26 protein-coding genes and 1 tRNA gene are annotated in these 23,737 nt (G+C 73.6%); 3 read left to right on the top strand and 24 right to left on the bottom strand.

The window, feature by feature from the left end:
* Positions 1-10 precede the first annotated feature (10 nt).
* The 23 genes from BKA22_RS09710 to BKA22_RS09600 all read right to left on the bottom strand — a co-directional run bounded on the left by BKA22_RS09710 (position 11) and on the right by BKA22_RS09600 (position 21,104).
* Positions 11-1,270 carry a hypothetical protein gene (locus BKA22_RS09710; protein ID WP_146954476.1) on the bottom strand — a complete coding sequence of 420 codons (1,260 nt, stop codon included), beginning with the start codon at positions 1,268-1,270 and terminating at the stop codon, positions 11-13.
* Positions 1,267-1,767, bottom strand: coding sequence for a hypothetical protein (locus BKA22_RS09705; protein ID WP_146954475.1), 501 nt, complete (start codon positions 1,765-1,767; stop codon positions 1,267-1,269). Before BKA22_RS09705 ends, BKA22_RS09710 begins: the two co-directional genes overlap by 4 nt.
* A 36-nt stretch (positions 1,768-1,803) precedes the next feature.
* A complete protein-coding gene (locus BKA22_RS09700) occupies positions 1,804-2,328 on the bottom strand; it encodes a hypothetical protein (protein ID WP_146954474.1) in 525 nt (174 codons plus the stop codon).
* A gap of 12 nt (positions 2,329-2,340) precedes the next feature.
* Positions 2,341-3,987, bottom strand: a complete 1,647-nt coding sequence (locus BKA22_RS09695; RefSeq protein WP_146954473.1) for a phage tail sheath C-terminal domain-containing protein — start codon at positions 3,985-3,987, stop codon at positions 2,341-2,343.
* Positions 3,988-4,051: 64 nt separating this feature from the next.
* Positions 4,052-5,461, bottom strand: a complete 1,410-nt coding sequence (locus tag BKA22_RS09690) for a hypothetical protein (RefSeq protein WP_146954472.1) — start codon at positions 5,459-5,461, stop codon at positions 4,052-4,054.
* A 192-nt stretch (positions 5,462-5,653) separates the two neighbouring features.
* Positions 5,654-6,412 carry a CPBP family intramembrane glutamic endopeptidase gene (locus tag BKA22_RS09685; RefSeq protein WP_179561733.1) on the bottom strand — a complete coding sequence of 253 codons (759 nt, stop codon included), beginning with the start codon at positions 6,410-6,412 and terminating at the stop codon, positions 5,654-5,656.
* A gap of 107 nt (positions 6,413-6,519) precedes the next feature.
* Entirely contained in the window at positions 6,520-8,085 is a 1,566-nt protein-coding gene (locus BKA22_RS09680) for a hypothetical protein (RefSeq protein WP_179561732.1), read from the bottom strand.
* Positions 8,061-8,822 carry an ABC transporter ATP-binding protein gene (locus tag BKA22_RS09675; protein ID WP_146954471.1) on the bottom strand — a complete coding sequence of 254 codons (762 nt, stop codon included), beginning with the start codon at positions 8,820-8,822 and terminating at the stop codon, positions 8,061-8,063. Before BKA22_RS09675 ends, BKA22_RS09680 begins: the two co-directional genes overlap by 25 nt.
* A 4-nt stretch (positions 8,823-8,826) precedes the next feature.
* Positions 8,827-9,042, bottom strand: a complete 216-nt coding sequence (locus BKA22_RS09670; RefSeq protein WP_146954470.1) for a LapA family protein — start codon at positions 9,040-9,042, stop codon at positions 8,827-8,829.
* 139 nt (positions 9,043-9,181) lie between these two features.
* Positions 9,182-9,640, bottom strand: a complete 459-nt coding sequence (locus BKA22_RS09665; protein ID WP_146954469.1) for a hypothetical protein — start codon at positions 9,638-9,640, stop codon at positions 9,182-9,184.
* Positions 9,637-10,032 (bottom strand): hypothetical protein, encoded by a 396-nt coding sequence (locus tag BKA22_RS09660; protein WP_146954468.1) that lies wholly within the window; start codon positions 10,030-10,032, stop codon positions 9,637-9,639. Before BKA22_RS09660 ends, BKA22_RS09665 begins: the two co-directional genes overlap by 4 nt.
* On the bottom strand, positions 10,029-10,274 hold the full coding sequence (locus BKA22_RS09655) for a hypothetical protein (protein WP_146954467.1): 246 nt from the start codon (positions 10,272-10,274) through the stop codon (positions 10,029-10,031). The genes BKA22_RS09660 and BKA22_RS09655 overlap by 4 nt, the downstream gene beginning before the upstream one ends.
* 79 nt (positions 10,275-10,353) lie before the next feature.
* Positions 10,354-11,433 carry an AfsR/SARP family transcriptional regulator gene (locus BKA22_RS09650; RefSeq protein ID WP_146954466.1) on the bottom strand — a complete coding sequence of 360 codons (1,080 nt, stop codon included), beginning with the start codon at positions 11,431-11,433 and terminating at the stop codon, positions 10,354-10,356.
* 283 nt (positions 11,434-11,716) lie between these two features.
* Complete coding sequence (locus BKA22_RS09645; RefSeq protein ID WP_146954465.1) at positions 11,717-13,027, bottom strand: MFS transporter; 1,311 nt, start codon at positions 13,025-13,027, stop codon at positions 11,717-11,719.
* Complete coding sequence (locus BKA22_RS09640; protein WP_146954464.1) at positions 13,024-14,361, bottom strand: NtaA/DmoA family FMN-dependent monooxygenase; 1,338 nt, start codon at positions 14,359-14,361, stop codon at positions 13,024-13,026. The genes BKA22_RS09645 and BKA22_RS09640 overlap by 4 nt, the downstream gene beginning before the upstream one ends.
* Positions 14,358-15,059, bottom strand: a complete 702-nt coding sequence (locus BKA22_RS09635; protein ID WP_146954463.1) for a cysteine hydrolase family protein — start codon at positions 15,057-15,059, stop codon at positions 14,358-14,360. Before BKA22_RS09635 ends, BKA22_RS09640 begins: the two co-directional genes overlap by 4 nt.
* On the bottom strand, positions 15,056-16,117 hold the full coding sequence (locus BKA22_RS09630; RefSeq protein WP_223203723.1) for an LLM class flavin-dependent oxidoreductase: 1,062 nt from the start codon (positions 16,115-16,117) through the stop codon (positions 15,056-15,058). Before BKA22_RS09630 ends, BKA22_RS09635 begins: the two co-directional genes overlap by 4 nt.
* Positions 16,118-16,188: 71 nt before the next feature.
* Positions 16,189-17,373, bottom strand: a complete 1,185-nt coding sequence (locus BKA22_RS09625; RefSeq protein WP_146954461.1) for an ABC transporter substrate-binding protein — start codon at positions 17,371-17,373, stop codon at positions 16,189-16,191.
* A 95-nt stretch (positions 17,374-17,468) separates the two neighbouring features.
* Positions 17,469-18,380, bottom strand: a complete 912-nt coding sequence (locus tag BKA22_RS09620; RefSeq protein ID WP_146954460.1) for an ABC transporter permease — start codon at positions 18,378-18,380, stop codon at positions 17,469-17,471.
* 29 nt (positions 18,381-18,409) lie between these two features.
* Positions 18,410-19,288, bottom strand: a complete 879-nt coding sequence (locus BKA22_RS09615) for an ABC transporter ATP-binding protein (protein ID WP_146954459.1) — start codon at positions 19,286-19,288, stop codon at positions 18,410-18,412.
* A 2-nt stretch (positions 19,289-19,290) separates the two neighbouring features.
* Positions 19,291-19,818: a flavin reductase family protein gene (locus BKA22_RS09610; protein WP_146954458.1), complete on the bottom strand. Its 528-nt coding sequence runs from the start codon at positions 19,816-19,818 to the stop codon at positions 19,291-19,293.
* Between the two features lie 126 nt (positions 19,819-19,944).
* Positions 19,945-20,505 carry an NADPH-dependent FMN reductase gene (locus BKA22_RS09605; RefSeq protein ID WP_146954457.1) on the bottom strand — a complete coding sequence of 187 codons (561 nt, stop codon included), beginning with the start codon at positions 20,503-20,505 and terminating at the stop codon, positions 19,945-19,947.
* Positions 20,506-20,666: 161 nt separating this feature from the next.
* The gene (locus BKA22_RS09600) at positions 20,667-21,104 is read right to left on the bottom strand and encodes a hypothetical protein (protein WP_218866616.1); all 438 of its coding nucleotides are present in this window, start codon (positions 21,102-21,104) and stop codon (positions 20,667-20,669) included.
* Positions 21,105-21,205: 101 nt separating this feature from the next.
* Between BKA22_RS09600 and BKA22_RS09595 the strand changes: the two genes are divergently transcribed.
* The 3 genes from BKA22_RS09595 to BKA22_RS09585 all read left to right on the top strand — a co-directional run bounded on the left by BKA22_RS09595 (position 21,206) and on the right by BKA22_RS09585 (position 23,364).
* Positions 21,206-21,838, top strand: a complete 633-nt coding sequence (locus BKA22_RS09595; protein ID WP_146954456.1) for a DUF6226 family protein — start codon at positions 21,206-21,208, stop codon at positions 21,836-21,838.
* A gap of 34 nt (positions 21,839-21,872) precedes the next feature.
* Positions 21,873-21,957 (top strand) — tRNA-Ser (locus BKA22_RS09590).
* 102 nt (positions 21,958-22,059) lie between these two features.
* Positions 22,060-23,364, top strand: a complete 1,305-nt coding sequence (locus BKA22_RS09585; RefSeq protein ID WP_146954455.1) for a tyrosine-type recombinase/integrase — start codon at positions 22,060-22,062, stop codon at positions 23,362-23,364.
* Here BKA22_RS09585 and BKA22_RS20500 read toward each other — a convergent pair.
* Positions 23,361-23,570 carry a helix-turn-helix domain-containing protein gene (locus BKA22_RS20500; RefSeq protein ID WP_223203735.1) on the bottom strand — a complete coding sequence of 70 codons (210 nt, stop codon included), beginning with the start codon at positions 23,568-23,570 and terminating at the stop codon, positions 23,361-23,363. The genes BKA22_RS09585 and BKA22_RS20500 overlap by 4 nt on opposite strands.
* Positions 23,571-23,737: the final 167 nt, after the last annotated feature.

The raw sequence follows: 23,737 nt of genomic DNA, 5'->3' as shown, positions 1-23,737 counted from the left end.
CGGGCGCACGTCACACCTCGATCCCGTGCCGTCGCGCGGCGTCGGTGAGCACCTGGGTGAGCAGCTGCTCGAGGTCCGGTTCGGCCAGCCCGACGACGGCAGCGGACGCGCGGGTGTCGGCGGTCACCGGACGCACGCCGGTCCACGTCTCGCCGCGCCCCGCCGGGGCGGTGTCGCCGTCGCGCAGTCGGTCGGGCGTGCCCGGCCGTTCGTCGAGCGGCCCTTCGGGGTGCGGACGGCGCTCGTCCGAGCCGGCCGGCGGCCACAGGCGGGTGGGGCCGGTCCGGTCGTCCGCGACCGACGGCGGACGCGGGGTGACTGCGGGGCCGCGACCGGCCCGGGCGGCACCGGACGGTTCCGGGCCGGGGCCCGCGGTCTCGTCGGTCACCGGCGCACCGCGGCGGCCGCGGCGCGCACGGCCCGGTACCGGCGGCGTGACGTCCGCGACCCCACGCCCGCTGCCCGCGCCGCCCTCGCCCACGGGCGCTGCGGGACCCGCGGGCACAGCGGCCACGAGCCGGGCGAGCAGCCCGGCCAGCTCCGGGCCGGCGGGGGTACCGACGGGGCGCAGAGCACCGCGGGCCAGCTGTCCGAGGGCGTCACCGCCGTCGCTCGCCCGAGGGCCCCCGGCGAGCCCGGCCACGCGCTGCACGAGTCGGCGCGCGAGGCGGGCGGCGAGATCCTCGGCCCCGGGGAGCGTCTCGCGTCCCGAGCCGCGTGCCGGTGCCGACCCCGTGCCGGGCCGGGCCGCACGCCGTCCGGTCGGGTGCGCGGCCGCTCGCCCGACCGGTCCGGCCAGCGCCCGCAGCCGGTGCTCGGGCACCACGGCCACGGCGGCACCGCTGCCTCCCGGTGCCCTGCCGGGTCGAGGCGCACCCGTCGTGCCGCCCGCCCGGGTGCGGCGGACGGGCGGCACGGTCTCGGGACGGGGTCCCGGTGCCGGAAACCGGTCGGCCACCCGGGCCCCTCCGGGAGCGGGACGTCCGACGCCCGCGCCGACCGGCCCTCCCGACGACGACCGACGTGGCGGGCGGGACCCGGCGGCCGGTTCGTCGGGCGGGTCCGCGGGTGCACGGTCCAGCACGTCGGTCAGGCAGGTGCCGAGCAGCGGGCCACGCAGCACGTGCGGGGTCCGGGGCGCCGCGGCGCACACCGCACGGACCGCGTCGGGCACGTCGTGCAGCGCGCGGGTGGCCCGCACGCTCGCGGCGCACCACGCCGCCGGGGCGCCCGCGGCGTCCAGCGGCAGCACGGTCCGGCCGGTGCTCATGCGACCTCGGCCGCCCGTCCGGCCATCTCCAGGTACATGAGGATCTGGCCGATCGTCATGCCGGTGACGTCCTCGGGCGTCCAGCCGAACTCGTCGGCCAGCACGAAGCACGCCTTGGCCAGCGGCGCCTGCACGAGCTCGGCGAGCCGGTCGCGCGGGGTGTCGATGCCGGACAGCTCGTTGATCGTGTCGACGAGGAACCGGGCCAGCCCCGCGGGCAGGCGTCCGGCCTGGTCGGGGGTGAGCGCGGGCTCGACGAGCGCGCGGGCGATCATGAGCCCGGCGGCCAGCTCACGGTCGTCCTTGGCGGCGTGCGCGACGAGCTGCACGTCCCGCACGGTCAGCGGCCGGACCCGCACGGTCCCGGGCACCCCGGCACCCGTGGCGTCGGTGCCGTCGCCACCGGTCCCGCCGGCACCTCCGACCAGCCCGGCCGGCACGGTGACGTCGTGCGTCAGCGTGCTGCCGGCCAGCAGGTCCTCCGCGGTCAGCGCCATGGTCCACCCCCTCCGGCCCGCTCGTCCGTCGACAGGTCAGGCCCCGGCGCCGGGGAACGTCACCGAGACGGTGTCGAGCACCCGGACGGTCAGGGCCTTGAAGCACAGGTCCTCGAGCACGAAGTCGTCCTCGGGCAACGAGAAGCGCCAGTTCTGGAACTTCACGCCGCCGATCTCGAGCGCCACCACGTCGTCGGGTCGCGCCGGTTCGAGGAACAGGACCGTGATGCCGAACGTGGGCTGCACGTACGGCTCGGCGACCGCGGTGGGCTGCGAGCCCTGCCCCTGCAGCAGGAGCAGCAGCGCGCCGTTGACGTAGGCGCGCCCGACCGTGCCGCTGATCGCGATGTCCCCGGGGCTGAGCGACACCGGGTGGCGCCGCCCGACCTCGTAGAACTCCTTGAGCGCGGTGTCGACGGTGACCTTCACGTCGGTCAGCCGCCCCACCACCTGGACGCCGTACGCGTCCACGACGGCCTTCGCGGCGGCCCCCTCGGGGGTGTCCTCGGCCGCGAGGGTCAAGGTGCCGTGCTTGCCGGTGAAGACTTCTGTGAGTGCCATGAGCGGGCGTCCTTACTCGAGGAACATCGTCACCTTGATGAAGTCGATGGAGAACGTCGGCCGGATGACCAGGTCGACCAGGGCGCGCCCGGCGATCTCGTCCTGGCGGGACGCGTGGACGTCGAGCTCGTAGCTGACGAGCATCTCGTCGAGCACCATCGTGGTGAGGAAGCCGTTGATGGTGGCGCGCAGTGCCGAGCGCACCCGCTCGTTGTTGAGCAGGCCGATGTAGGGCGTCGCGGCGCTGCGCACGCCGTACTTCGTGTAGTCGACGATCCGGCGCGTGGTGATCTGCGTCCAGGCCGTGTTCGTCGAGGTCGTGATGCCCTTGACGATGCGGAAGCCCTGCCGGTTCTCCAGCACGAGCAGCCGGCTGAGCACGAGCTGCGCGAGCTCGGCGTTGCTGAAGTCGTGCTCGAGCCCGGCGACGGGCAGCACCTTGTTCGTCAGGCTGATGTGCGGGTCCTGCGAGGAGAGCAGCCCGGCGACCGCCGCGGCGGCGTACGCACCGGGGAGCACGACGTCGGCCGGCGGCTGCTGCGAGCGGTCGGCGGCCTTGATGCCGGGGCCGACGAGCACGAGCCGGTCGGAGGCGAGCGTGTGAGCGGAGGCCGCGGTCACGAACGCGGGTCGGTTCGCGGCGGCGGCCGTGCCGACCAGGGCGATGCGTTCGCGCTTGTTCGCGTCGCCCGAGGCGACCGCGGCGTGCGCGGCCAGCTCGTCGCCGAACGACTGGTCCTGCCCGGCGGCGACGACGATGTGCGCGTCGACCTCGAGCAGCGCCTCCAGCCCGGTCTCGTAGCCGGCGCCCGCGGCGCCGTTGTCCCCGCCGGTGAGCGGGGTCGTCGGGAGGGGCGCCGAGGGGACCTGGGCGGCGTTGGCCAGCGCGAGGCCCCGCACGAGCGCCGAGCCGGCGGCCAGGTCGGCCACCAGGTCGTCGCCGGACACCACCGAGTACGTCTCCTCGGCGGCCACACCCTGCTTGACCGTGACCTTCACGGCGGCGGACTTCGCGACCGTGTAGGTGGCCAGCACGTCGTCCGTGCCGCCGGGTGCGGTGCCGAACGTGAGCGTGCCGTCCGCGGTGGTGATGCCGACCTGCGTCGGCCCGGGCGCCGCGTCGTACACGATGCCGGGCACCAGGTCCGCACCACCGCCCGAGGGCCGGACCACGATCCGGTTCACGGCACTGGGCACGACCGGGAAGTGCGCGAGCACGCCGGCGGCGACGGGCTCGCCGCGGACCAGGGCGTTCGCGTCGGCCGTGGAGACCGCGACGGTCAGCTGGTTGCCGCTCGTGCCGGGGGTCAGGGCCTCGACCGTGACGCACGGGCCACCCGCGCTCGCCAGGTCGACGGCCGCGGGGGCCGCGTTGCCGTCGGCGATGCGCACAGCCCACACGGTCGTCGCGCCGAACCGGTAGGCCTGCTCGAGCGCGCGCACGAGCGTGAGCTCGCCCGACGCCCCGTCGACCCAGCGGTCGTACGTGCCGAACGTGCTGACGGCGTCCGCGTAGCTGCCGAGCAGCCGTGGCGTCCCGACGGGACCCTTGGCCGCGGTGCCCACGACACCGAGGTTCCCCACGGTGATGGCACCGGGGACGATGAGCGCCTCCGGACGTACCTCGATGAGCACGCCGGGCAGGACTTGTTCGGTCATCTCTTCCTCTCCTCCGACAGGCGGGTCCGGGTGCACGCACGGCCCGTGACCGGGGCGGCCCGGTTCACGGCGGGTCCATGCGCAGGTAGACCACAGCGGTCTGGTCGAGCCCCGTGGCCGGACCCGGCGGCGGGGTGTACGTCACGGTCAGGCGGTGCGACCCGGTGGGCAGCACGACCGCCGGGTCGAGGCGGCGCACGACGCCCGAGTAGGCGTCGGTGACCAGGTCGAGGTCCCAGTCGCCCATCGCGGTCGCGGGCGTCAGCGTGCCGAGGGCGGCGAACGCGGCGGCGGGGTCGAGCGCCACGTCGACGTCGAGCAGCGTAGGTTCCGGCCCGGCGACCGCCGCCCAGAACAGGTCCAGGTCCGGCAGGTGCTGCACGGGCGCGCCCGTGCCGGAGGTGCGCGCCACCGTGACCGTCCCGCCGAGCGCAGGCCCGGGCACGAACACCAGCGCGGCGAGCGCGCTCACCGCCCGTGGCCCGTGCACGACGAGCGGCTCCGCCCCGTGCTCGTCCCACCGCACCAGCGAGTCGGTGACCGTGCCCGTCTCGTGCGCGAGGCCGTCGCGCTCGTCGACGTCCGTGGTCACCGGGATCCGCGCGATCAGGCTGGCCGCGTCGTCGGTGTCGACGTACCGGTACTCGTAGAGCACCTCGTAGCTGGTCGTCTTGCGCCACGCGGACGCCGCCGAGACCTGCTCGACGAGCGTGGTGCCCGCGGCCGTCATCCGCAGGAACCCCTCGGCGTACAGCGCGTCGGCGTCCTGCAGCAGCCGCGCGTGCAGAGACGACATCGCCTGGTCGGCCGCCGAGGACGTCGAGGACCACAGCTGGAACCGGATCGTCGCCCCGAGCCGCCCCCCGCGCACCGTGCGCAGCCCGAGCGTGCCCGTCTGCTCCGAACCGGCATGGTTGCCCAGGCCCAGCAGCTTCTCGGTGACCCGTTCGAGCGTCACGTTCGACGCCGGCACCCCGACGACGGGCGACGGCAGCCGCGAGCCGAGCCGCAGGAGCATGTCGTCCACCACGGCCGTCAACGTCGGGGCCGCCACCGCGACCACCTCGTCGTCGAGCGCGAACCGGGCCCGGGGTGCACGGGCACCACCCGCGGGCGGTGGACCTGCCGGACCGACGCCGGCGACGGCGGCAGCACCGGCGGGACCGGCGGCCACGGCCGCAGCGACCGGGACGGCGTCGAGGGCCGGCGCGGGCGCCGCCCGTCCCGCACCGATCGCGGGCACGCCGACGGCCGCGGTGCGCATGCCGGTGCGCTCCGCGGCCAGCCGGCGCTCGATGAACCGCACGAGGTCCCGGCTGCGCCGCCACGCCTGACGTTCGCCGGTCTCCGCGTCGGTGACGAACCCGTGCCAGTGCCGGCCGTCGTCACGCTCCAGGAGCGCCCGCACGACGAACGAGCGCGCTGCGACGAGCGCGTCGTCCGCGTCGGTCGCCAGCCCCGGGTCGTCGGCCATGTCACGGGTGCCCCCCTGTGCGTCCGCCCCGATCGACGGGGCCGAGGACGTCAGGTTCGTGCGGTCCCGTCTCGACGACGTCTCCGCGACGTCTCCGCCGCGTCTCGCAGAGCACTCATTGCGCGGCGCGTCGCCCTCCGAGGGTCGGCCGTGCGGGACGCACGCTCGCCACCGCCGGAGGTAGCCAGCGCGCTAGGGGGCCGGCACCCCGGTTGACGACTCGGCCGCCGGGACGTCGACCGCGGCCGAAGAGATCCTCCGCCGCCGGAGGACGAGGAGCAGCCCAAGCGCGACGATCAGCAGGAACTCGTAGAAGGCGAAGTCCGAGGTCCGAGGTTCCTCGAGCCCCAGCTCGCCACTGAAGGAGGAGAAGTCGAACAACCAGTGGACGACGATCGGGAGAACGATGCCTCCCGCGGCGCGGCGGGTGAGGTACAGGTAGTAGCCGACGACGCACGCGAACAGCGCCTGAGGGATCGCCGCCGGCCCCGACACCAGGGCGTTGACCAGATGCAACCCTCCGAACAGCAGTGAGCTCCACATCGCCGCCCATCCCTCCCGGGTGACGCCGCGGAAGGCCTGCAGCGCCAGCCCCCGGAACATGAGCTCCTCACTGAGCCCCGTGCAGAACGTCCCCGCGACGAGCACCAGGACGAGTGCGGGGCCCTGCTCGAGCAGGTTCTCGTAGTCCGTCATCGCCGCCGACAGGACGATGAGGGAGAGCGGCACCACCATGACCCAGGGTCGCGCCCGTCGCGTCTCGAGTCGGACCACCCGACCCCAGTGCAGCCAGCCGATGGCGGCAACCGCGATGACGGCGCCGCCGAGATCCGGCAGCACTTCACTCGCCAGCGCCGTGCGGACGGAGAGATACCCGCCGCTCACCGCGTCGACGCCGAAGGCAACGAGTGAGACGAGCTGAGGCACGAGGAGGAAGGCGACCACCAGCACGATCAGCCACGAGATCCGGAGTCGACGCCCGTTCCCGGCGGGCTCCCGTCGCCGAGGCTCATCGGCCCGCCCGGAGCCGACCACGTCGTCCTGCGCTCGCATGTGCATCACCGGCTGAACCTCCGCTCCACGCGCCACGGTTCGCGGGCAAGGCCAGTTCCTGCCGACCGGACGAGCACTGCACCGAGCGCCACGGCGATCGGCAGCGTCGCGAGGGAGGAGAGCGCAGGAGAGAGCCTGTCCTCGAGGAGCAACCAGGCGAGCACCAGGACTCCGCTTGCCGCGACCATCAGCACCAGCCCGCCCAAGGTGGACAGGACAGCCGTCGCTCTCGGCCCACGGGCACGCATCCGATCCTGGGGGGCCGCAACGCTGAGCACGGCACCGATCCCTACACAGACGAGCGCGACCTGGATGCCGCCGAGGAACGCCACACCCGCATCGGCCCACAGGCCGTTGAGCGCCGCTTCTGCCAGGACGGCCGCACCGGCGAAGGGCACCACGACTCCGAGGGTCGCCATGACCTTGCCGCGCACGACTGCGGCCATGGGCGCGCCGGCACCGAGCAGGTAGCTGAAGCCTTGCTCGTCGTAACCCAGGAGGTTCGAGGCCAACGCGAAGGAGGTCATGGCGACCAGGGTGACGATCCCGATCGTCAACCCCACCTCGCTCGTCCCGCTCTGCAGCACCACCACACCCATCACGGGCAGCGTGATCGCGCTCTGCAGGGCGCGCGGCTGCCTGAAGAAGTAGTAGCGAAGGTGTTGCGCGGCGACGGCCGTGGTGGGAGACGCCGGCAGCAGGGCCAGCGGTCGCGGGATCAGCGACAGACCATGCCCTGCCGACTGTGGCCCCTCTCGCCTGCTGATGTCGCCGCCCGAGTGGCCTCTGACCCGGCGGGTGATCGTCCCGACCCAGAGCAGCAGTGCCAGCAGGACCGCGAGGACCGCGACTGCCCCGTGCTCCGACGCGGCAGACCACCGCCCGTCGCGGGAGCTCACCACCACACGGCCCACGGCCCCCGGCGGCAACCACGAGAGGACGCGCACGACCGGGCTCGCCTCGAGATCGATCAGCAGCGACGGGCGCCCGCGAAGCAGGCCGGCGAGCAGGTAGGCACCCAGAGCCAACGCGCCTGCCGCTACGACGATCGCCTCTCGAGCCACCCGGGACCCGAGTACCCCCGCCATGGCCGCCGTCAGCGCCCGCGACGCGACGACGCAGAGAACGGTGAAACCGGCGGCGCTCGCGCCGACGGCGAGCCGGGTCACGGTCGCCTCCCCCCTCGCCGAGGCGCCACCCGCGACGAGCATCAGCGTGAAGAGCGCGGTCGGCGAGACCAGCGCGCCGAGCATCAGGCCCACGACCTGCTCGCCCGGACGGACGGGAAACTGCTCGAGGCGTTCGGGATCCACGGACTCGTCGCTCAGACCGGGCATCACGAGCGGCGCGAGCGCCCAGACCAGGAACACGAGGGTCAACAGCACCACGACAGCGGAGTCCCCGGTGCCGTCGCGCGCGTCCACCAACGCACGGAACCCGGCGCCTGCCACCAGACCGAGAGCACACGCCAGGACCCATCCGAGCACGTGCAGGACGTACTGGATGCCGCCGGTGCGCCCCAGCGCCCGGCGCCTGAGCCTGAGCTTCAGTCGGAGGAGGACGAGAGCCACGACAGGTCGTCCTCCGCAAGGGTGCGGCCACCGACCAGGTCGACGAACGCTTCCTGGAGCGTGCGCCCACCGGCCAGCTCGCGCACCGTACCCTCGGCGCGCACGCGCCCGGACTCGATCACCGCAAGTCGGTCGCAGAGCCGTTCGATGACATCCATCACGTGGCTGGAGAAGACAACCGTCCCTCCACCCGCCCGGTAGCGTTGCAGCATCTCCTCGATGACCTGGGTGTTCACCGGATCGAGCGCACCGAAGGGCTCATCCAGCACCAGCACGCGAGGAGAGTGCAGGACCGCGACCGCCAGGCCGATGCGTTTGGTCATGCCCAGCGAGTAGTCGGCGATCCGTCTGTCCGCAGCATCCTCGAGATCCAGCACACGGAGCAGGTCCCGGGACCGGGAGCGGATGACCACCGGATCCATCCGGCGCAGCAGCCCCGCGAACTCCAGCATCTCCAGGCCGCTGAGCCGGTCGAAGAGCACGGGATGGTCCGGTACGAGTCCGAGCCGACCCTTGGCTTCGGTCGGATCCGGCCACACCGGGATCCCATCCACCTCGACCGAGCCCTCATCGGGCGCGAGGAGTCCGACCAGCATGCGGATGGTCGTGGTCTTGCCTGCGCCGTTCGGCCCGGCGATCCCGTAGAAGGAGCCCACCGGGACACGCAGGTCCAGCCCATCGACCGCACGGGTGCCACCGAAGTCCTTGACCAGACCCCTCGCAGCGACCGCGCTCACCGGACTACTGCCTCTTGCCCTTGCCGAGACCCCACATCGCCACGGCGCCCAGCAGGTAGCTGACGAGCATGACCCCCCACACCGGCACGCTCTGGGACGCGATCGTGACCGAACCGGCGTCCTGCGCCTGCGCGAAGATGAGGACGAACACGATCAGGGCGACGATCGCGCCCCACCGTCCCCACGGTGCGGCGCTTCGCGGCTGACGTGATTCGTCCATGCTGCCCCCAGGGTCGTGTGCTTCCGACAGGATCATGGCGCACGACCGGCGGGACCGCGAGGGCAGCGAGGGCGGCGAGGCTGCAGGTCGGGGCCGCACGACGCCGATCGACCACGTCGCTCCCGATGTGGAGCGCTGGTCAGGACTGGTCGCGCTCCCGCCAGTACCCGCCGGGGGCTGCGGCGACCCACCGAGCAGTCGGGGTCCAGCCCGGGGTGCGTGAACCCCAGTGCACGGCGCCGGCGTCCCGCTCGTCGAGGACCGCTCCGGGCAGCCAGCCGAGGATCGCGTCGACGGCCTCCTGCCAGGTCTGCCCGCGCGGCACCCAACCGACGAGGACGGTCGCGCGCACGTCCGTGGGGACGAGCACCTCGACCCTGACCAGCGCGTACGTCGAGCCGGGCGAGGTCATGGCGTCCAGGTCGGCGTCGTCGAGCGACTGCACGCCCCACGGGTGGAGCAGCACCTGGAGCTCACGCAGCAAGGCGTCGCCGAACGGGTACGGCGTCATGCTCAGCGCGAGCTCCCCGGTGGGAGCGGGCAGCGCGGTGCACGACGCACGGTGGAGGTCCGCGGCGTCGGGGGTCGGACCGCTCACAGAGGGAACCCGGCCCACATCGGCAGGTCCTCCGCGTCCGACGGGGGCAGGCACGTCACGGCCACGAGGACCTCGGCCGCGCGGGCCGAGGTGCTCACCAGCTCATGGGTGAGCACCTGCTCCACCCACCGGCCGTCGGGGTCCGTGGTGATCTCCTGGATCAGGCTCCACGCCTCGTCCCGGCCCCACAGCAGCCAGACGCTCGTCTCGCGGGTCGTGACCCAGCCCGGGCCGACCTGCACGAGGGCGTGCACCCGGAAGACGGCCTCGAGCTCGTGCGCACGCGCCTGGTCGGCCAGGTCCTCGTTGAGGCACTGCCGCAGCACGTCGGCCAGCCGCGCGGTGTCCGGTCGTGCTCCTCGCGGGTCGAGCACGACGCCGGTCGTCATCATCGGGACCACTCCAGGGTTCGGCGGGCGATGGCGGTGAGCGACTCGACCTCGGGCTGGAGGCGCTGCCACAGCTCGACGTAGCGCAGGGAGAAGCCGGGGCCGTCGGCCACCAGCTCGCCGATCGCCACGTCCAGGGCCGTGACCGCGTCGCCGTGCTCGGCCAACGACACGTCGAAGGCCACGCCCCACAGACGGCTGAGCGCATGGGCACGCTCCATGACCTGACCGAGCTCGGCGCTCATCGTCTCCACCTCTGCTTGATCGGCTCCCGCATCCATCTCGGTACCTGAATGGGGATTCCGCCTGCTGGGAGAGCACATTTCACCCGGGCAGCCTCGGGCCGCTCATCGGTGCGTCCGCCGGGCTCGTCTCGCCCCGCTGGCGGAGCCGTTCGCCGATCGCCTCGACGCTGAGCCGCAGCGCGACGAGCTCGGCCCGGAACGCGTCGGCGACCCCGCCGTCCTCCGGGTGCGCCGCCTGGTCCCGGTCGACGACCACCACGGGGACCGACCCCGTGTCGGGCAGCACGGACCCGGCGAGCCGGTCGGCGCCGATGGCCGCACCCAGCTCCTCGGTCTGCGCGGACGGGCGCACGCCCAGCTCGTGCTGCAGCACCCAGCGGCACCGGTGCAGCTGCCGGAGGGCTCGCGTGCGGTCGCCCGTGCGGTAGTACAGCCGCATGAGCCGGCGGTGCGTGCGCTCGTGCGCCGGCTCGACGTCGAGCAGCCGCTGCGCCCACACGATCGCGGCCGCCAGGTCGCCGCGCCCCTCGTGACCGCGGCTCAACGTGTCGAGCAGCGTCAGCGCACGGTCCTCCAGCCGGGCGCGGGGTGCCAGGCACCACTCGTCGTAGCAGCCCGCGAGCAGGGGGCCGCGGTAGAGGTCGGCGGCCCGTTCGAGCTCGCTGAGCGTGGCCTCGTCCGGCGTCCCTGCCCCGAGCAGCTGGGCCCGTCGCGCGGCCTCGGTCACCTCGGTGACGTCCACCTGCAGCGGCCGGACGGGGTTGACCCGCAGCGCCTCGCCCTCGCAGAGCACCAGCCGGCCGGCGTCGGCACCCTCCTGCCCGTCGTGACCGGACCGTTGCCGCACCGGGACGGACGAGACCCGCAGCCCGCCCGAGGGTCGACCCAGGGTGGGCATCGGGAGCACCGCCGGCTCGTCCGTGGCCTGGTGGATCTGCCACAGGGCCTGCCGCATCGACTTCTTGGAGGCCTCCACCGACGACTCGGGCCACAGCGCCTCGGCGGCCGTCTCCCGCAGGATGACGCCGTGCGGGGACAGCAGGATCAGCGCGAGCAGGTCCTGCGCCTTGCGCAGCAGGGGCCGGGGCACGCCGGGCTCACCGGACCGGCCGTCCAGCAGACTGAACGGCCCGAGCATCTGCACCCGAAGCTCTCGCACGCCCGCACCCCCCAGGGCCCTGCGACGACCCTCCGTGCCGTCCGTCGGACGGCACCGTCGGCGGGACGCGCCCGCCGGACCGCATCCCTGGCGACGACGCCCTCGCTGCCGTCCGACCCAGGATGCTCCAGACCACCTTCCACCCGGAAGAGTGATCCCGCCCGGCGCCAGATACCTCCCGCAGGGGACCCGCTCGGTGCCGCGGTGGACCGTGGTTGTCGGTCTGACGTCCAGGAACACCGTCCAGTTCGGGCTCACCGACGGGGCTCGTCAGCAGGGCCAGTCAGCGGGGCACGCGCACCAGCAGCGCCCCGGCCACGGCTGCGAGGGCGACGACCCCGGCCAGCACCGCGCTCGCCGCCGCGGGGCCGCCGGCGTCGAGCAGCGCGCCCAGCGCGAGCGGGCCGGCCACGGCCCCCAGGTCGCCGACCGAGCGGAACAGCCCGGTGATGCGGCCCTGCCGCTCGGGCGGCACGACGTCCGCCAGCACCACGCCCGGCACGATGCCGCCCGCGCTCACGCACGTGCCCGCCACGACCACGAGCACCGCGAACGTCACGGCGTCGCCGGCCACCGGGTAGAGCGCGAGCGCGAGCGCCCCGACGGCGAGCGTCGGCACCATGAGCCGCCGTCGCCAACCGGCGTCCAAGGCCCGGGCCGTCAGCGGCATCGCCGCGAGGGAGAGGACCGTGACGACCGCGAGCGCGATCCCGAGCCCGCCCGCGTCGAGCCCGACGGCCCGGCCGAGCAGGGGTGCGAGGGTCTGCTCCCCGCCGAACCGCGCGACGAACACCGCGGCCCCCACGACGTGCGCGCCGACGACGGCCCCGAGCACCGCGCGCGGGACCCGGACACCCGCACGGGGGTCGGACGGGGCGCCGGGTGCCGCACCGCCCACCGACGCGTCGACCGCCGGGCGCACCCGCGCCCAGTAGCCCCGGTCGTGCCGCAGCGCGGCGACCACGACGCACACCGCGACGGGCACGGCCGCGACGAGGAACACGGCCCGCAGCCCCCACGCGCCCATGACGGCCCCGCCGAGCGCGGGTCCGAGCGCGGCACCGGCGAGCTGCACCGCCTGGGCGGTGGCCATCACCGTCCCGCGCGCGCCGGCCGGTGTGCGGGCCGCGAGCATCGCCATGCCGACGGTGACGACCGTCCCGCCGAGCGCTCCGGCGACGACGCGCAGGCCGAGCAGCACCGGGAGCGAGCCGACGGACCCGGTGAGCGCCGTGACGAGCGCGAGCGCCGCGGCCGCCCCGAGCACGAGACCGCGCGGACCGCGCCGGTCGGCGAGCATCCCCGCGGGCAGGTTCGTCAGCAGCCGGCCGACGCCGAACGCCGCGACGACCACGCCGAGCAGCGTCGAGGTGAGCCCGAACGCGGCCCCGAGGTCGGGCAGGGCCGGCACGATCGCCCCCCAGGTGATCTGCGCGGTCGCCACCAGGGCGCAGACCAGCAGCACCTGCTCGCGCATGCCGGGCGGCAGTGCGCGGTCGGCCCGCCGGGCGGGACCGACCGGCGTGGTGACCGGCCCGGTCGGGGCGAGGGGGATCCCGACCGGGCCGGTGCTGGGGGGTGCGGCCGCGCTCACCGGCCGAGCAGGTTGTCGCGCAGCGTCGTGCCGGCGTAGTGCTCGCGCACCAGCCCGCGGCGGCGCAGCTCGGGCATGAGCAGGCCGATGACGTCGTTCAGGGTGCCGGGCATGGACAGCGGGTTGCAGATCATGAACCCGCCGCGCTCCCCCGTGGCGGCGAACTGCTGCTCGAGCTCGTCGGCGACCTGCTCGGCGGTGCCGGCGATCGTCTGCTCGTAGCCCGTGGCCCACCGCCAGCCCTCGTCGAAGAACTCGGCGCGGGTCATCGTCGCGTCGGACCCTCGCTGGGCGATGAGCCGTTGCACGAACCCGGCCTGCGTCGCCTGCGCGGCGGCGATCGCCTCGGCGACCTCCGCGAGCGCGAACGAGGCGGGCAGCGTCGAGAAGTCGAACCCGGAGTTGTACGACAGGTAGGTGCCGACCGCGTCGAGCGGCAGCATCTGCGCCATCTGGTCCTTGCGGGACTTGGCCTCGGCCTCGGTCGCGGCGACGAGCACCTGGATCGCCCAGAGGATGCCGACGTCCGCCGGGTCGCGGCCGGCGGCCACGAGGGCCGCGTCGAGGCGCTCGCGGTGGGACACCTGGGAGGGCAGGTGCCCGCCCATGCCGAACACGACGTCGGCGAACGCGGCGGACGCGGCGATGCCGCGCGGTGAGGCCCCGGCCTGCACGAGCACCGGGTGGCCCTGCGGGCTGGGCACCGAAGGCAGCGGTCCGGCGACCTTGAAGTAGGGCCCGTCGTGGTCGACGCGGTGCACCTTGGCGGGGTCGGCGAACCGACCGGTGGCACGGTCACGGACGATCGCGTCGGGCTCGACCGAGTCCCACAGCGCCCGGCACACGTGCACGAACTCCTCCATGCGCTCGTACCGGCCGTCGTGGTCCGGCAGGGCGTCGAGCCCGTAGTTGGCGGCGTCGGAGACTCGCCCGGACGCGACGACGTTGAACGCGATGCGCCCGCCGGTGACGTGGTCGAGGGAGTTGAGCAGCCGGGCCACGTAGAACGGGTGCATGTACGTCGAGGAGTAGGTCAGGCCGAAACCGATGTGCGAGGTGGCCTGCGCCATGGCCGCGATGAACGGGCTCATGTCCTGCCGGGGCCACTGGATGCCGTACTCGATCGCGGCGTCCATGGAGCCCTGCCAGGTGTCGGGGATGCCGACGCCGTCGCCGAAGAACAGCATGTCCACGCCGCCGCGCTCGGCGGCCATGGCCAGCTCGGTGAACATCCCCAGGTCCGGGTAGTCGGCCCCGACCCACGAGCCGGGCGAGGCCCACTTGCCCTCGGTGTGCGTGAACGACAGGTCGAACGCGATGCGCATGCGGCTCATGCGGGCACCGCCACGGCGTGACGGGCGGCGGCGAACGCGTCGAGCAGCGCGTCGGTGGTGGCGACGACCGCGGCGTTCTCGGCGAGCACCCGCAGCGTGGTGGTGTGCACGTCCGGGTCGTAGGCCGCGGTCGCGTCGGAGGCGACGACCGTGCGCCAGCCGCGCTGGAACCCGTCCCAGACGGTCGAGCCGACGCAGCACTCGGTGGTCAGGCCCGCGGCGACGAACCAGGTCACGCCGGCGGCCTGCAGCTCGGTGGCGAGCGTCGTGCCGACGAACCCCGAGTAGCGGGTCTTGCGCACGACGGTCTCGGCGGGCTCGGGTGCGACGCCGAACCACTGCGCTCCAGGCGTCCCGGCCACGCACGGCTCGTCGGCACCGGGCCAGACCGCGTCCGCGGGGACCCTGCGCAGCCACAGGGACGTGTCCCACGGCTCGGACGGGTCCTGCTCGAGCGCGACCCACACGACGGGCACGCCCTGCTCGCGCGCCCCGGCGACCAGCCGGGCGGTCGTGGCGACGGCGGCGGCGACCGCCTCGAGCCCGGCGGCACCGACCCACGGAAGGAAGGCGGGGTCGGCGAAGCTGCGCTGCACGTCGATGACGACGACCGCACCCTGCTCGACCGGTCCGGGCAGGGCCCACGCGGAGCCGTCCGCGGCGACGAGCCCGCCCGGGCCCACGAGCGGCTCGCTCATGCCGTCACCGCCACGGGTGCGCCGGCGCGCAGGGCCGGCATGACGGCCTCGCCGAACACCGGCAGGTCCGCGTGGTAGTCGGGGAAGATCACCATGAGCCCGTCGACCCCGGTGACGTCGACCAGCTCGCTGATCCGCTCGGTCACGGTCTCGGGGGAACCGGACACGACGGCCGTCTGGAACGCCTCGTCCTCGGGGTTCTCGGCGGTCATCGACAGCGCGCGGTCCAGCGGCAGGCCCCACGACGTCTTCATGTTGACGATCGCCTCGACGTCCGCGCCGCGCCCGTACTCCTTGCGTCGGGCCTCGGCCTTGGCGTCGGTCTCGTCGAGCACGACGGTGACCATCGAGTACGTCTTGATGCTGCGGCCCTCGGCGATGGCCCGGGACTTCACGTCGTCGGACGCCGCACGCAACCCGGGCAGGTCGTCGGCGGTGAGGAACGACCCGTCGCAGTGCCGCGCCTGGAAGTCCAGACCGGCCGGTGAGCGGCCCGCCGAGATGAGCGTGGGGATCGTGTCCGGGTGGGGGCGCGACTGGCAGTCGGTCAGGTGGACGAACTCGCCGTCCATGGTCACCGAGTCCTCGGTCCACAGCCGTTCGAGGGCGGTGACCCACTCCTCGGTGTACCGGTAGCGGGCCGCGTGGTCACGGCTGGTGTCCCACTCGCCCATCTGCGCGAACTCGTCCGCGTAGGCGCCGACGACGATGTTCATGCCGGCCCGACCGCCGCTGATCTGCTGCAGCGTCGTGTACATCTTCGCGGCGACGGCCGGGTTGAACAGGTTGGTGTGGATCGTCGCCCAGATCTTGACCCGCTCGGTCGCCTCGGCCAGCCCCGACATCAGGGTGATCGACTCCAGGGTCCGGCCCCAGTGGTCGGTCGTGCCGCCGTAGCCGCGGAACTTGCCCATCGACATGATGAAGTCGAAGCCGTGCTGCTCGGCCAGGACGGCCGCCTTCTTGTTGTAGTCGTAGGTCGCCTGCGGGTGCGGTGCGGTGTCGGACATGATCCAGCCACCGTTCCCGATCGGCAGGAAGATCCCGTACTCGGTCATGCTCATCACCTCGGGTGCGTCAGGGTTCGTGGGGTTCGTCAGGGGTTCACGGCCGGTGCGCGGCGGGGCCGTCACTCACCGGGCCACTGCAGCTCGGCGCCGTCGTAGATCACCTCGAGGTAGGACGGGTCGAACGCGTCGGCGAACGCGGGCACCTCGGTCAGCTCGCCGGAGTCGACGAGCGTCTGGCCCTCGGCGGCGGTCAGGTCCGCGTCGAGGAAGCCGAGCGGGGAGCCCTCGGGGGTCGAGGAGGCGGCCAGCCCGGCCTCGGTGGCCCAGACCTTCTCGTTGTGCGCGACGTCGTACCCGCTGCCACCGAGCTCGGCGGCGTACCCGACGCACTCGGCGCCGTTGTCGGTGCAGTAGTCGAACGCGTGCACCACGGCCCGCAGGTAGTCCGAGACGGCCTGCGGGTACGTCGCGGCGAACGTCGGGTTGACCGCCAGCGCGCCGAACGAACCGGCGACCCCGTAGTCCTCGGGGTTCCACAGCGTGACGTCCTCGCCCATGTCCTCGAGCAGCAGGGGCTCGTTCGACTTGTAGCCGGTCAGGGCCTGCACCTGGCCGCGCGGCAGCACCGAGGGGTCGTAGCCGACCTCGACCTGGGTGATCGCGTCGACGTCCACGCCCTCCTCGACGAGCATCGCGCGCAGCGGTGCGGGCAGCGAGCCCTTGTGGCCGAGCGTCTTGCCCTCGAGCTGGGTGAGGTCGGTGATGTCGGTGCCGGTCATGAGCGTCGCGATCGGCACGTGCGCCCAGGTCAGGACGCCGGTGATGTCGACGCCGCCCGCGACGGCCTTGAGCACCTCGGCCTCGTTGCCGAGCGAGGTGACCTGCGCGGTGCCGGCGGCGACGAGCTGGGCGTTCGCGGAGGTGTCGCCCGTGCCGGGCTGGATCTGCACGTCCAGGCACAGGTCGTCGAAGTAGCCGAGCTTCTCGGCGGCGACAGCCTCGAGGATGCCTGCGGACGACTGGTACTGGTAGCCCGTGATGTAGGTGATCGTCCCGGCGGCACGGTTGGCCTCGCATCGCTCGGCGGAGATCTCGCTGCCCGAGGCGGTGCCCGTCTGCGTGGCGTCGGCCGCCTCGGAGGCGGACGAGCACGCCGAGAGCAGCAGCAGGCTCGCGAGCCCGGCGGCCGCCGGGACGGACCGGCGAGGGTCGAGCAGACGACGGGCCGTGCGGGTGGACCGGGCGGTGCGGGGGGCACCGGCGGCACGGGAGACGCGGGTGGCGAACGGGGTGTGCGTAGGCATGACGGACTCCGAGGTGGGGGTGGTGGGGCCGGGGACGCGAAGCGCAGGACGTGCCGAACGGGTCGGGGACAGGGACGGGACCAGCGGGCCGGGTCTCAGCTGCGGGGGCGCTGCTGGGACTCGTGCCAGAACAGGAGGCGTCGTTCGAGCACGGCGATGACGCCGAGCATGAGGACGCCGAGCAGCGCCAGGCAGGTGACCGCGGCGTACATCTGCGGCAGCTGGGAGTTGGCGGCGGAGGTCTTGATGAGGGTGCCGAGCCCGGAGGACGAGCCGGCGGCGACGAACTCGGCGACGACCGCCCCGACGACCGACAGCGGCAGGGTGACGCGCAGCGCGGCGAGCGTGTACGGCATGGCGCTGGGGACGCGCAGCCGGGTCAGCACCTCCAGGCGGGAGGCGCGCAGCGTGCGGAACACGTCGAGCACGGGCATCGGCACGGACCGCAGCCCGGTGCTCACGTTGGCCAGCACGGGGAAGAACGTGATGATCGCGGTGACGATCACCTTGGGCGTCATCCCGAAGCCGAACGCGACGACCAGCCCCGGGGCGAGGGCGACCACGGGTGTCACGTTGAGCACGCTGGCCAGCGGCATGATCGCCCGGCGCAGCAGCGCGGACTCGCTGACCAGGACGGCCAGCACGAACGCGGCCACGAACCCGTAGGCCAGGCCGAGCAGCGCGATCTGCAGCGTGGTCCACGCGTTCTGCAGGAACAGCAGCGGGTCGCCGACCAGCGCGGTGCCGACGTCGCGCAGGTCGGGCAGCACGTACGGGTTGCCCGCGGCGACGACCTGCCAGCCGACGCCGACGAGCACGACCGCGACGAGCGTGGGCAGCCACACCGCGGGTCGCAGCGCGGAGGCCCGGCCGGCGGCCGTGCGGGTGCTGCGGGCGCTGCGGGCGGGCGCGGCGGCCGTGCGGGGTGCGGCTGCGGTGCCACGGGCCGCCGGCGCGCGGCGGACGGAGGTGCGGCCGCGCGGGGCGGCGGAGGTCTCGACGACCATCAGGGGTGTCCTCTCGTCGTTCGGTCGGCTCAGGCGGGCACGAGGTCGGCCGGCTTGGCGCCGGAGTCCCACGCGTCCTGGAGGCTGTCGCGCACGCGGTCCTCGACCTCGTGCAGCCGGGCGTCGGCGAGCACCTCGCGGTCCCGCGGGCGCGGCAGGTCCACGTCGATCACCTCGTGGATGCGCCCGGGGCGGGCCGACATCACGACGACCCGGTCCGAGAGCGTGACGGCCTCGCGCACCGAGTGGGTGACGAACAGCACGGTGGTCTGCATGCGCTGCCACAGGTGCAGCAGGTGCAGCCGCATGGCCTCCCGGGTGAACTCGTCGAGCGCGGAGAACGGCTCGTCCATGAGCAGCACGTCGGGCTCGAGCCCGAACGCCCGGGCGATCGCGACCCGCTGCTGCATGCCGCCCGAGAGCTGGCTCGGGTACGCCTTGGCCCGGTCTGCCAGGCCGACGAGGTCGAGCAGCTCGGCCGTCCCGACGCCGCCGGCGGTGCGGGCGGGTCCGCCCATGCCGTACCGGGCGGCCCGCCGGTGCTCGGCGCGCCGGTTGACCCGGGCGGGCAGCGACACGTTCTGCGCGACCGTGCGCCACGGCAGCAGCGCGGGCGTCTGCGGCACCAGGCCGACGGCCTTGTACCCGCAGGCCTCCTCCGGCGTCGCGCCGAAGATCGTCAGCTCGCCGCCGTCGATCGGCTCCAGCCCGGCGACCGCCCGCAGCAGCGTGGACTTGCCGCACCCGCTGGGCCCGATGAGGCTGACGAACGAGCCGCGGGCGATGACCAGGTCGATGTCGTCGAGCACCCGGATCGGGGCGCCGGGGTACGTCTTGTGCACGCCGCGCACGACGATGTGGTCCGGGTCGGTCAGGACGTGCGGGGGCAGCAGCTCGGTGGCCGTCATCGTCACTCCTCCGTGGTGAGCAGCCGGCGGAACTGCCGGCCCTGGTAGGTCAGCGGCGTGCGCTCGCCACGGGCCACCGCGGTGACCTCGACGAGCACCATCGTGTGGTCGCCCGCCGTGGTCCTCTCGTGCACGCGGCCCTCGAGGGTGAGCGTCGCGTCGGCGAGCACGGGCGCCCCGGTGAGGCCGTCGTGGAACGGTGCGGCGGCGAACTTGTCGGCGCCGCGGGTGGCGAACACGGTCGACAGGTGCGCCTGGTCCTCGGCCAGCACGTTGACGGCGACGCAGTCGGTGGCCAGGAACGCGTCGTGGCACTCGGCGGTGTCGGCCAGGCAGACGAGGATCAGCGGCGGGTCCATCGACACCGACGTCACCGAGTTCGCGGTGAAGCCGAAGCGCTGGCCGTCGACGGCGGTCGTGATGACGCAGACCGAGGTGACCATCGAGGACAGCCCGTCACGGAACGCGCGTGGCTCCTCGAGGAGGCTGGTCGGCCGGCTCGTCGCCGGTGCGGGATCGAGCAGAGTCATGGGATGTCTCCTGCGGCGCGGAGGGTGCGCCAGGTCGCAGGTCCGACGACGGGGTCGGGACCTGGAGGCGAGGTGGGGGTGTGCGGTCGGCTGCGGCCGGTCGGGGCCGCGGCGCGGGGACGGTCGTCAGACGGTGGCGACGACCGGGGTGCGGGCGGCGAGCGCCGCGAGCAGCGGCCAGGCGGCCGCGTCGGCCCAGGCGACGACGGGGTCGTCCTCGGTGCCGAGCGCGGGCAGCCGCTGCTCCTGCAGGTACAGGCCGGCGACGGGGCAGGTCGCCCCGAGCTCGACGAGGACCGGTCGCAGCGTGGCCTCGACGGCGAACGCGTGCCCGGGGCTCGCGCCGACCATCACGGGCTGCGCGACGACGCCGGCGAGCCCGCCGGGCCCGTACCGGTCGAGGAACGCCTTGAGCAGCCCGGTCGCGGCGCCCTTGTACACCGGGCTGGCCACGACGAGCAGCCGGGCGGAGGCGACGACCGCCATCGCGTCGGCCACCTCGGTGGCGTCCGGGTCGAGCACCGCGGGTCCGAACGTGGCCAGGTCGACCAGCGTGGGCTCGGTGCCCGGGTCGAGCACCTGCGCGACGCGCAGCGCGGCGGTGGCGGTGCGGGACGCGGGGCGGGGATTGCCGACGAGGACGACGGTCGCGCCCTGCGCATCGGGTTCCGGGTGTGGCAGGCCCATGGGCCCTCCCTTCTCTCTGCAGCCCGAAAGAGGCCGCAGATCGCATGGAGAGCGGGCGGAAGCTACACGGTCGACGGCCCGCGGGGATCGTTGACAGGGACGACGTTATCCACGGCGTGTTACGTGCAGTCGCACACGTGCGTTACATCTCGAAGTCGAGATCAGACCGCCAGGAGACGCACGTGACCTGCGGAGTCGACCACCGCGACCTCGATGCCCCGCTCGCGCACCGCCACCGGAAGCCACGCCCCGGACGCGAACAGCCGCGCGTACGGCTCCGACACCACCAGCACCGCCCGCGCCCCCGGCGCGAGCACCCCGCGCAACCAGTCGAGCTTGAACGCGTCGGCGATCACCTTGTTGCGCTGCAGGCTCTTGAGCTGCCCCGCCCCGCCGTTGACGACGACGAGGAACCGAGGCGGCGCATCCGCCCCACCGTCCGTGCCGTCGACGCTGACCCGCACGTCCCCGCGGACGGTGAACGTGCGCGGGGCCAGCGCGACCCCCAGGTGGGAGGCGAGCGCGGCGAGCAGGGCGTCGTCGGACGGACCTGCGGGCACCTGGCCCGGGCCGCCGGACCGTGGGGGCAGCGGAGTCACGGGGTCAGCGTAGGGCGACGACGTGTGGGCGTCGGCCGTCGCGCGGTTCGGGATGCCCGCACCGGCCACCCCTCCGCGCACCGGTTCCCTATGCTCGCCGGGTGCCGTACGTCCGCCCGCCGATCCCGCGCCAGGTCTTCACGGCCGCCGACGGGACGTCGTACGAGTACGGCGGCCGGTGGTCCGACCGCCCACCCGAGGCGACGTACTCCCACGACTCGCACCCGGAACGGTTCGCCCCCCTGCACGACGTGGCCGACGCGCTGGTCGCGCACCTCCTCGAGCGGTACGAGGTGACGCGCGACGACTCAGCCCCCTTCACGCTCTCCTGCGTCGGCCCGGCGGTGCGCGCCGTGCGACTCACGCCGACGATGCCCGACGCGGCTCCGCTGACGCTCGCCTGGCTCCGATACCCCGGCATCGGCGTCAAGGCAGGTGCCGCCTATGAGTCCGTCTTCCCGATCTGCGGCTGCGACGCGTGCGACGAGCCCGTCGAGAGCGAGGCGGACGGGCTCGAGCGGCTCGTGCTCGGGGTCGCCGACGGACTGTTCGCCGAGTCGGTCACCCACGACGGCATCACCTGGAGCCTGACGCAGCCCGACGGCTGGGCAGGCGGTGGCTCGACCCCGGCCGACGTCACCGAGTCGGCTCGCGTCCGTCGGCTCCTGCCCGCCGCCGGTGAGGCGTGGCGACCGTGGCCCGCCCGTCGGCGGACCCGCACTGCCGAGTTCTGAGTCCCGGCTCGCGTCGGCTATCCTCGTCCGGCCGGGAGGATTCGCCTAGTGGCCTATGGCGCACGCTTGGAAAGCGTGTTGGGTGAAAGCCCTCGGGGGTTCGAATCCCCCATCCTCCGCCGACACGAAGGGCCGTTCACCTGCATAAACGCGGGGAACGGCCCTTCGTTCGTTATCCTGCGGGAACACCCCGGGGAACACGGGGCACCCAGGAGGATCCCATGAGCCCCACCCCGATCGCCCGCGAGCGTGCTGATGGCGGCACGACGTACCAGGTGAAATGGCGCATCGGAGGTACCCGAGCTGGTGCTTGGGCGTCGGAGTCCTTCACGGAGGAGCGCGCCGCCCGGCGGTTCTGCCTCGACGTCGAGGACGCCTCGATGCAGTGGCCCACGGGCTGGGTCAAGGGCGTCGGGTACGTCACGCCGGACGACACCCCTCCCCCACCCACGCTCCGGGCCGTTGCCGAGTCGCACTGGGCCCAGCAGGAGCGACGGGTCCGCCGCGGGAAAGTGAAGCCGTACACATTGCAGCGTGACCGTCGCACGGTGGAGCTGCACATGACGACGCTGCTGGACCGCGGCTTCACCGAGATCGACGACGACGACGTCGCGGACTGGATCGACGACCAGCTCGATGCGGGCGTTGCCCCGAAGAGTGTCCGGAACCGACACGGGCTCCTCTCGTCCATCATGAGCCACGGTGCCGGCCGCATGAAGCTCCGGACGGACAACCCGTGCACGCTCAGCGACCTGCCCGAGGCGAGCGCCCGGGGCCGACGCCAGATCAGGTTCTTCCTCCATGCGGAGTGGGCGTTGCTGCGCGCGTGCCTCCGTGACGACGTCCACCTCCTCGTGGACACGCTCCTCGCGACCGGCATGCGCTGGGGTGAGGTCACCGCCCTGCGAGTCGGTGACTGCCAGGTGCAGGACGGCGGGCACATGGTCCTCCACGTGCAGCGTGCCTGGTCGCAGCGGGCCAAGGACGACCCTTCCCCTGTGGACACCGCCGCCGACGAAACCCGGGCTTGGGTGCTCGGCCCGCCGAAGGGCGGCAAGATCCGGTTCGTCGCCGTGGATGGCCCGACAGCAACCGCTCTCGCTGCGACGATCGCCGGGCGCGACGCGAACGAGTACGTGTTCCGGACCCGCGGCGGCATCCCCTGGCGGTACCCGGAGTTCCACGAGAACCGGTGGAAGCTCGCTGGCGATGACGCCCTTTCGCGAGGTCTGTCAAAGCAGCCGACCATCCACATGTTGCGCCACACGTTCGTGGTCTGGGCGCTCCACGACGGCGCGCCGATCCACATCATCAGTGAGGCACTGGGACACAGCAGCATCCAGATCACCATGGATGTTTACGGAGGTCTCGTGAACCTGCACGACCCGACAGCGGCCCGCGCGATGGCCCGTCAGATGCTGGCGGTGCCGACGAACCTCGAGCAGGCCCCGACGCAGGCCGAGGTCACGGCTCGGCCCGGCCGCCGCGCGAGTAAGCGCCCAACGGTGACGGTCGAGCCTGCCTAGAGGCGGGTCCGCGCGCTCCCCCGGCTCTGGCTGTGAACACCGGCCCGCGGGCGACGTTCGGCGTCGGTGATGATCTCGCCGAGGTGCCCGGGGGTGAATCGAATGTGCTTACCCACCCGCAGGTGTGGAACCTGTCCAGCAGCAGCCATGCGCTCGACGGTCGATCGTGGGATACCGAGCACGGCCGCCAGGCCGGCACTGTCCATGAGCGCGGACCGAACCACGAGGCCCGGGACGCCGGGCACCGGCACCTCAGGCAGGCTGGTGGCAGCGTGGAGCAGCACCGGGGCGCCCTGCACGCCGCCCCGGTGCGCTCCCGCACCCACCGATCCATCGACCACGTGACTGACGGTAGCCGGACGTCTAGACGACC

Source organism: Cellulomonas soli, assembly GCF_013409305.1.
In the GTDB taxonomy this organism is placed as follows: domain Bacteria; phylum Actinomycetota; class Actinomycetes; order Actinomycetales; family Cellulomonadaceae; genus Cellulomonas; species Cellulomonas soli.
Note: the sequence above shows the minus strand (reverse complement) of the source record. Positions and strands in the feature narration are given on the sequence as shown.